Source organism: Actinomycetota bacterium (genome assembly GCA_036280995.1).
Lineage (GTDB): Bacteria > Actinomycetota > CALGFH01 > CALGFH01 > CALGFH01 > CALGFH01.
In genome coordinates, this window is sequence record DASUPQ010000719.1 from 1 (window position 1) to 7,641 (window position 7,641).

The following is a 7,641-nucleotide window of genomic DNA, read 5'->3' on the forward strand; positions in this document are numbered from 1 at the left end:
GCTCCGGCCGGCAGCTGCCGGCAAGGACCACCGCGACGTCCATGGCCCAGTCCAGAGAGGCCGCCGACCGCGGCGCTTCGCCGGCAATGGGCATGCCAGGTTCAGCCCTTGTGGCGTCCAAGCTGGCAGCGCCGGCCACTCGGGCCGGGCTGCTAGAGCGTGCCAGTCTCCAGTCGCTGCTGAGGGGCGGTCTGCAGGGCAAGCTCTGTCTGGTGGACGCGCCGGCCGGGTTCGGCAAGACGACCCTGCTCGCCCAGTGGCAGGCTGTAGCCGGTGGGGGCCGGGTGGCCTGGGTCTCGTTGGACGTGGGCGACAACGACCCCACCCGCTTCTGGGTCTATGTGGTCGAGGCACTCCGCACCGTCGAGCCGGGCGTGGGAACGGCCGCGCTCGCGGCCCTGGGGCGCCCCAGCGCGGACCTTCACCGGGCGGTCCTGCCGGGACTGCTCAACGACCTCCACGCGGTCGGCTCGCCGCTGTTCCTGGTCCTGGACGACTACCACCTGATCACCAACCCAACCTGCCACCAGACCCTGACCTTCTTCCTCGACCACCTCCCAGCCGTTGTCCACGTGGCGCTGTCAGGCCGCACCGACCCGCCGTTGCCCCTGGCCAGGATGCGAGCCCGGGGAGAGCTGGCCGAGATCCGCGTCGCCGATCTGCAGTTCACCGACGAAGAGGCCGTCGCACTGCTGAACGGCTCAATGCGGCTGCAGCTGGCCACCGAGGACGTGGCGCGCCTGGCCGAGCGGACCGAGGGCTGGGCGGCCGGGCTGGTCCTGGCCGGGCTGTCGCTTCGCGGCCGGCAGGACCCGAGCGCCTTCATCGCCGCGTTCCACGGCGACAACCGCCATGTCGCCGACTACCTCTCCGCCGAGGTGTTCGAGCGTCAATCAGGGGAGATCAGGAGGTTCCTGCTGCGGACCTCGATCCTGGAGCGCCTGTCCGGCCCCCTATGCGACGCCGTCCTGGAGGCCGAGGGGTCGGCCGACCTCCTGCGCGAACTGGAGCGCTCCAACCTGTTCCTGGTCCCGCTGGACGACCACCGGGAGTGGTACCGCTACCACCACCTGTTCGCGGAGCTGCTGCGCCTGGAGCTCGCCAGCCGCGAGCCTGCACTGCTGGCGACCCTGCACCGGCGGGCCGCGGCCTGGCATCGGCAGGCAGGCAACCTGGATGAGGCCATCGGTCACGCGAGCGCGGCCGGGGAGTTCGCCCAGGCCGCTGCGCTGATCGCGCAGCACTGGCTCAGCTACTGGCGCCGAGGGCAACGGGCGACCGTGGCCCGCTGGCTGGACGGGCTGCCTGATGAGGCCATCCTGGCCGACCCGCCGGTCGCCTACGTGGCCGCCTGGATTCGTGGGTACAGCGGCGCCTCCAAGCAGCAGATCGAAGACTGGCTGGCCGTTGTGGGAGGTGACGGCGCTGAGGGAGGCCTGCCGGACGGCGTCGGCTCGGAGGGAGGCCTGCCGGACGGCGTCAGCTCCCTGGCCTTCGGCGCCAACTTGGCCCGCGCCTCGCTGGTGTTCGACGACCTGGGCCGCTCGGCCGCTGCAGGCCGGCGTGCGCTGGAGCTGGCCGGCCCCGACTCCTTACAGTTCTGGTGGATGGCGCAGTCCGCGCTCGGTCATGCCCTGTACCTGTCCGGACAGGCCGCCGAGACGCGGCCGCAGCTGGAGGAGCTGGTCGGGCGGGTGCCCGCCGCCGCACAACCGGTCGCGGTCGTCCTGGCGCTGGCCGTGCTGTCGCTGCTCGCCGGGGACCAGAACGACGACCGCACCGCCATGGCGCTCGCCCGTCAGGCGGCGGCGACCGCCGACAACCAAGGGCTCAGCGCCGAGCCGATGTGCGGGATCGCCTATGCGGCGCTGGGCCGGGCCCTGGCCCGCCAGGGCGAGCTGGCCGAAGCCGAGGAGCAGCTGGAGCGGGCGTTGGCGCCGGTCGGGATCGACAGCATGCTGGTGCAACGAGCGTTCGCGCTGTTGCTGCTGGCGCCCGTGCGCCGGGGCCGCGGCGACCTCCAGGGGGCCAGGGCGCTGGTCGAACAAGCCCGGGAGCTGGTCGAACGGTTCGCCGACCCGGGCGTGCTGCCCGCGCTCCTGAACCAGACCGAGCAGATGCTGGTCACGGCGCCCCGCCGGCGGCCTGATGTGGTCGAACCGCTCACCGAGCGGGAGCTGGCGGTCCTGCGGCTGCTCGCCACCCGGCTGTCGAACCGGGAGATCGGCCGCCAGCTGTACGTCTCGGTCAACACCATCAGGACCCACATCCAGGCGGTCTACCGCAAGCTCGGCGTGGGCACCCGGGCCGACGCGGTCGCCAACGCCCGCGAGCTCGGCCTGCTCGCACGGTCGACGCCCCAGGGTCGGTGACCATCCTGGTCGCGCCGGCCGGGCGCGTTGGCTTCACCCGTTTGAGGTGATCTGGCGCCGTGCAGGTGGTGAGTTCATGCGGACGGGGTGATGTCCGGCGTCCAGGTCCCGCTTATGGTTGGCTGCACCTCACGACGCTCAGGGACGCGCAGGAAGGTGGTCTCCCATGACCGCAGGATCGGGTGCCGGCACCCCTGGGGAGGCGTCACGCAGTCCGCGGCTCGCGATCCTGCTGGCGATGGCGATGTTCGTGCTCGTCGTCGACACCTCGCTGATGAACGTGTCGATCGCGGCCGTGGTCCGGGACCTCGGCACGACCACCAGCGGCGTCCAGTCCGCGATCGCGCTCGAGGCCCTGGTGTCGGCCGCCTTCATCCTCATCGGCAGCAAGGTCGGCGACCTCATCGGGCGCAAGCGGGCCTATGTGCTGGGGCTGCTCGGCTACGCCGTCGGCGCCCTGGCCATGGCCCTGGCCCAGGGCCTGACCGCGATCATCGTCTTCTGGGCCATCGTGGGCGGGATCGGCGCGTCGCTGCTGCTGCCCTCCATGCAGTCCCTCATCCACGGCAACTTCGAGGGGCCGGCCCAGAAGAAGGCCTACGCCCTGGTCGGGGCCGCGGCCGCCATCGCCGCCGCGGTCGGGCCGCTGCTGGGAGGGTTCCTCACGACCTACCTGTCGTGGCGCGTCGGCTTCCTGCTCGAGGTCCTGATCATCGCGGTCGTGCTGTCGGGCATCAGGCTCGTCCGCGACGTGCCGTACACCGGGCCGCGGCAGGTCGACGCGGTCGGTTCCGTCCTCTCGGTGCTGGGCATGGGCGGCATCGTGCTCAGCATCCTGGTCTGGCAGGAAGGCGGCGAGGCCGTCGGCGGGCTCCTGGTGGTCGGCGCCGTCGCCCTGGCGGCGCTGATCTGGTGGCTGCTGCGGCGCAAGCGGCAGGGGAGGGCGACCCTGCTCGACCCCGACCTGTTCAGGTCCCACCCCTTCCGCTTCGGGATCACCGAGCAGATGCTCCAGCAGATCGCCCTCGGCGGCACGATGATCGCGCTGCCCATCTACCTGCAGATGGTGCTGGAGTACAACGCGATGCTGGCCGGGTTGTCGCTGGCCCCGCTCTCGCTCAGCATGTTCGGCATCGCCCTCCTGGCCGGGAAGCGGGCCGGGAAGCGCCGGCCGAGCAGCATCATCCGGATGGGGTTCGCGCTGCTCACGGCCGGGATGGCGGTGCTGATCCCGATCGTGCCCAGGGCGGAGTCCGGTTGGTACCTCTTCATCCCCCTGGCGATCGTCGGTTCGGGGCTGGGGCTGCTGGTGTCCCAGCTCAACAACTACACCCTGGCCCCGATCTCGGAGGAGCGGGTCAGCGAGGCCGCCGGCGTGAACTCGGCGGCGGGGTCGTTCGGGCTGTCGTTCGGGCTGGCCTTCGCCGGTGCCATCATGCTCGCGGCGCTCTCGGTCAACTTCACCAACCTGGCCCAGGGCAGCACCGTCCTTCCCCCGGAGGACAAGCAGCGCGTCGCGCAGGCCCTTGAGGACGACGCCCAGGTGCTGAGCAACACCCAGCTCGAGGAGCTGCTCGCCGCCCAGCCCGAGGAGATCCAGGACGAGATCATCCGCATCAACACCGACGCCCGACCGCTCGCCCTGCAGATCGCCCTGCTCGTCCCGCTCCTGGCCGGCATCGTCGGGCTGTTCAACTCGTTCCGCATGATGCGCCTGCCCGACCCCACCCCGTCGGGTTCGGTCGAAGGGATGGCCCTGGGCTGACGGCGCCTGGGCTCAGCCGGGGCGCGTGGGCGCCGGGCGGTCCTCCCAGTCGGTCCACTCGACGCCCGTGGCGTCGAGATAGGCGTCCACCGCGGTGCCGATGGTGGGATAGAAGTGGTCGGCGCCGAAGTGCTCCAGCAGCCCGTAGCGCTTCAGCCGGTCCTTCACCGGGTCCTTCATCTCGGCGAAGCGCAGGTCGATGCCGTCGGCGGCGAGCTCGTCCTCGAGGCGCCGGAGGACGTCGGCGGCGGTGGTGTCGAGGTCCGTCACCGGTTCGGCGGTGACGATCACCCAGCGCACCGGCGTCGGGGACGACGCGACGGCCTGCTCGACGTGGTCGGCGAAGATCTCCGCGTTGGCGAAGAACAGCGGCGCGTCCCAGCGGAACAGCACCAGCCCGGGGATGCGCTTGGCGTCGGGGTAGCGGCTGACGTCGTGGTAGCCCTTCAGGCCGTCGACGCGGCCGAGGACGGCGTCATAGGGACGCCAGGCGCGCCTGACGAAGTCCAGCAGCGCCAGGCCGACGGCGAGGAAGATGCCCTCGATCACCCCCAGGACCGCGACCCCGAGAAAGCACACGATCGACAGGACGAACTCCATCCTGCGCCAGCGGTACAGCTTGCGTACGCCGGCGACCTCGACCAGCCCGATCGCCGCCGAGATGACCACGGCGGCCAGCGCCGAATCGGGAAGGTGCTGCACGAGGTTGGGGAAGAAGAGCAGCATCAGCGCGATCGCCCCGGCGCCGACCAGGCCGGTCAGCTGTGTCCTGGCGCCGGCGGCCTCGGCGACCGGCGTCCGCGAGGAGCTGGCGCTGACCGAGAACCCCTGGAAGAAGCCGGCGGCCAGGTTGGCCGCGCCGAGAGCGACCAGCTCCTGGTTGGGGTCGACCCGGTAGCCGCCCCGGATCGCGAACGTCCGCGACAGGACGCTGGTGTCGGCGAAGGAGACCAGGGCGATCCCGATGGCGCCGGCCAGGAGCGCCTCGATGTTGGACAGCGACATGCTGGGGAGCTGGAACGACGGCAGGCCCTCGGGGAGCGGGCCCACCACCGAGACGTCGTAGCGCTGGGCCAGGTCGAACAGGCCGACCGCCACCGTCGCCCCGACCACGGCCACGAGCACGCCCGGGATCCTCGGTCGCCAGCGCTTGCAGGCCAGGATCACCAGGAGGCTGGCGGCGCCGAGGACGAGCGCCGTCGTGTTCGTCGCGCCGTCGGCGACGCCGCGGACGAATGCCCTGGCCTCCGGGATCACGCCCTCGGCGTCGACGGAGAAGCCGAACAGCTTCGGCAGCTGGCTCAGCAGGACGGTGAGCGCGATCCCGTTCATGTAGCCGTAGCGCACGGGCTTGGACAGCAGGTCGGTGACGAACCCGAGCCGGGCCAGCCCGGCGAGGACACACAGCAGGCCCGAGAGGACCGCGAGCATACCCGCCAGGGCGACGGCCTCCGCGTCGCTGCCGGCGGCCAGAGGCAGGATCGCGGCCGCGATCAGCGGGGCCAGGGAGGAGTCGGGGCCGAGGACGAGGATCCTGCTCGGCCCGGCGAGCGCGTAGACCACCAGGGGAACGACGGTGGCGTACAGCCCGTAGATGGCCGGCAGCCCCGACGCCTCGGCGTAGCCCATGCCGGCGGGCACGAGCAGCGCCGTGAGGACGAGCCCGGCGACCAGGTCGCGGGGAAGCCAGGACCGCTGGTAGGTGCGGAGGACCTCGGCGCCGGGCACCCATCGCCGAAGCCCGCTCGGCGCCTCGGTGGCCCCGACGGTCGACGCGGCGCTCATGACCGGTGGCGGCAGAGATCCACCCGCGCCGGGTCGCCTAGCGGCCGGACTCCTCGCCGTGCAGGGCGTCCTGGAGCTCCTGCTGGGCCTCGTTGGACAGCGAGCTCTTGAGCACGGTGCCGCCGAACTTGGACATCGCCTCCACGGCCTTGTCCGGGGTGACCTTCTCCACGACCATGAACAGCGCCGAGGTTCCCGGCTGGAGCATCTCCCGGACCTGGCTCTCGAACTGCTTGTCGACCGCGCTCTTGCTGACCTTGCCCATCAGCGCGCCCATCCCGGCGCCGACGGCCATGCCGAAGAAGGGGACGAAGAACAGCATGCCGAACAGCATGCCCCAGAACATGCCCCAGGTCGCTCCGGCCCCCACCATGTGATGGTTGGTGACGACCCGGATCTTGCCCTCCTTGTTGCGGATGATCGCCGCCACCGCATCGGCCTGGATCACCAGCTCCTTCTGGAGGCGCTCGGCCTCGTCCATCGCCGACAGCGCCGTGGTCTCGTCCGGATACCCGATCGCGATCAGGTCAGCCATCCCTGTCCTCCTTGTCCGCTCGTCGATCCGCCGGTCAGGGAGCGACGAGGCTCAGCTCCCGTGTCTGATGGAAGCCTGTTCGGTGGCGTGCGGCATCATCCGTCCAGGATGATTTCCCCGTCTGAACGTCAGACCTGCCCCTCGAGCCCGCGGGGGGCGGGTTGGTTGGCCGGCGTGTCCGTTGAGCACGAGCGGGGCCAGGAGACGGCCGCGGACCGGGTGCCAGTCGGTGCGCTCCAGCAGCCAGGTGGAGCCCTTGGGCCAGTCCAGCGGCTCCTCCACGACGAGGCCGTCCGCGACCAGCTCCGCCAGCAGCCAGCCGATCGTCTCGCCGTGGGTGCACAGCACCGCATTGCGGAGCTCCTCCGCCGCCAGCACCGCCAGCAGCTGGGCGGGTGTGGCCCCGACCCCGAGGGCCTGGACGTGCTCGATGTCGAGGTACCGGTCGTGGGCCAGCGGCTGGACGGTCTCGTGGCAGCGCACGGTCGGGCTGCACAGGATCCGCTCGATCGGGTAGTCCTCCAGGCGGACCACGAGGCCCTCGGCCTGGCGGCGGCCGGCGGGTGACAGGGGCCGAAGCGCGTCCGGGCGGGTCCAGCTGCGCTTGTCGCCCGCGTCGGCGTGCCGGACGACCAGCAGCATGTCGAAGCGGCCGCCGCGGTCGAGGGCGTCGACCGTGGGCGCGATGAGGTCGGAGGCCATGGTGGCTCTGCCCCTCAGGTCGCGGACAGCGAGGCCTCGGCGCGGACGGCGACCGTCCGCCGGTGGCGCCGTCGGATGACGAGTTTGATCAGCTCCTCGACGACGACCAGGCTGGCCGCGATCCCGATACAGATCCCCCACTGGGCCAGGTTGAGCTCGGTGGTGTCGAAGATCCGCTGCAGGAAGCCGATGGTGGTGACCAGGATGATGGCCAGCAGGGCGATCCCGTAGCGGCGCAGCTGGGTCGGTCCGGGGATGGCCGCCCGGTCGAAGATGGTGTTGTGTTGGTCGCGGGCCAGCAGCCCCACGGCCAGATGGGACAGCGACAGCGCCGTCAACAACATGGTGGCCGCGACCACGGGGTCATCATATTGGGTGTCGCCGAGCTGGTAGGCGACCAGCGCGCCCACCGTCATGACCAACCCCTGGACGCACAGCCGGACCCAGTTCGCCCTGGAGAGGACGGGCGCGCCGACGGGACG

General features: G+C 71.4%; 6 protein-coding genes. 2 read left to right on the forward strand and 4 right to left on the reverse strand.

The window, feature by feature from the left end:
* Positions 1-212: 212 nt before the first annotated feature.
* Positions 213-2,372 carry a LuxR C-terminal-related transcriptional regulator gene (locus VF468_24155; GenBank protein HEX5881381.1) on the forward strand — a complete coding sequence of 720 codons (2,160 nt, stop codon included), beginning with the start codon at positions 213-215 and terminating at the stop codon, positions 2,370-2,372.
* Positions 2,373-2,538: 166 nt separating this feature from the next.
* Positions 2,539-4,137, forward strand: coding sequence for an MFS transporter (locus VF468_24160; GenBank protein HEX5881382.1), 1,599 nt, complete (start codon positions 2,539-2,541; stop codon positions 4,135-4,137).
* A 12-nt stretch (positions 4,138-4,149) separates the two neighbouring features.
* Here the strand turns inward: VF468_24160 and sulP are convergent, their stop codons facing one another.
* From sulP to VF468_24180, 4 genes are all read right to left on the reverse strand, one after another.
* Positions 4,150-5,922, reverse strand: a complete 1,773-nt coding sequence (sulP, locus tag VF468_24165) for a sulfate permease (GenBank protein HEX5881383.1) — start codon at positions 5,920-5,922, stop codon at positions 4,150-4,152.
* A gap of 37 nt (positions 5,923-5,959) precedes the next feature.
* Positions 5,960-6,457, reverse strand: coding sequence for a DUF1269 domain-containing protein (locus VF468_24170; GenBank protein ID HEX5881384.1), 498 nt, complete (start codon positions 6,455-6,457; stop codon positions 5,960-5,962).
* Positions 6,458-6,508: 51 nt separating this feature from the next.
* Entirely contained in the window at positions 6,509-7,159 is a 651-nt protein-coding gene (locus tag VF468_24175) for a histidine phosphatase family protein (protein HEX5881385.1), read from the reverse strand.
* Between the two features lie 14 nt (positions 7,160-7,173).
* Positions 7,174-7,641 (reverse strand): cation-translocating P-type ATPase C-terminal domain-containing protein (locus VF468_24180; GenBank protein ID HEX5881386.1); only part of this gene is annotated, 468 nt, incomplete at its 5' end.